General features: G+C 48.8%; 1 pseudogene. It reads right to left on the reverse strand.

Features of this window, described 5'->3' with window-relative positions:
- Positions 1-543, reverse strand: a pseudogene (locus ACWHAR_RS31105) (UDP-N-acetylglucosamine 1-carboxyvinyltransferase); the annotation flags it as partial.

A 543-nucleotide genomic window follows, 5' to 3' on the forward strand; every position in this document is an offset into this window, starting at 1 on the left:
TTCGCAATTAAAGATGTTAAGTGCTCAGGAACCGCTCCCTTTACCAGTACGTTCCCTTCGGTAATCGCCGCGGCAACCATGAACGTTCCCGCCTCTATCCGGTCAGGAATAATCGTATGTTTTGCCCCATGAAGCGCCTTAACGCCTTCAATTTTAATGGTGCCTGTACCGGCACCCCGAATTTTACCGCCCATTGCATTGATATAGTTAGCCAGATCAACGATTTCAGGCTCTTTAGCAGCATTTTCGAGAGTTGTCGTGCCCTCAGCCAAAGCTGCAGCCATAATCAGGTTTTCAGTTGCTCCGACACTAGGGAAATCAAGGTAAATTTTCGCTCCTTGAAGGCGGCCTTCTACAGTCGCTTCAATAAAGCCGTTTCCGACCTTAATTTTTGCCCCCATTGCTTCAAAGCCTTTCAGATGCTGATCGATCGGTCTTGAACCGATTGCACATCCTCCAGGCAAAGCCACTCTCGAATGGCCTGTGCGAGCAAGAAGTGGACCCATCACCAATACGGATGCGCGCATTTTACGAACATATTCG

The sequence above is a fragment of the Bacillus sp. LR--39 genome (genome assembly GCF_053613335.1).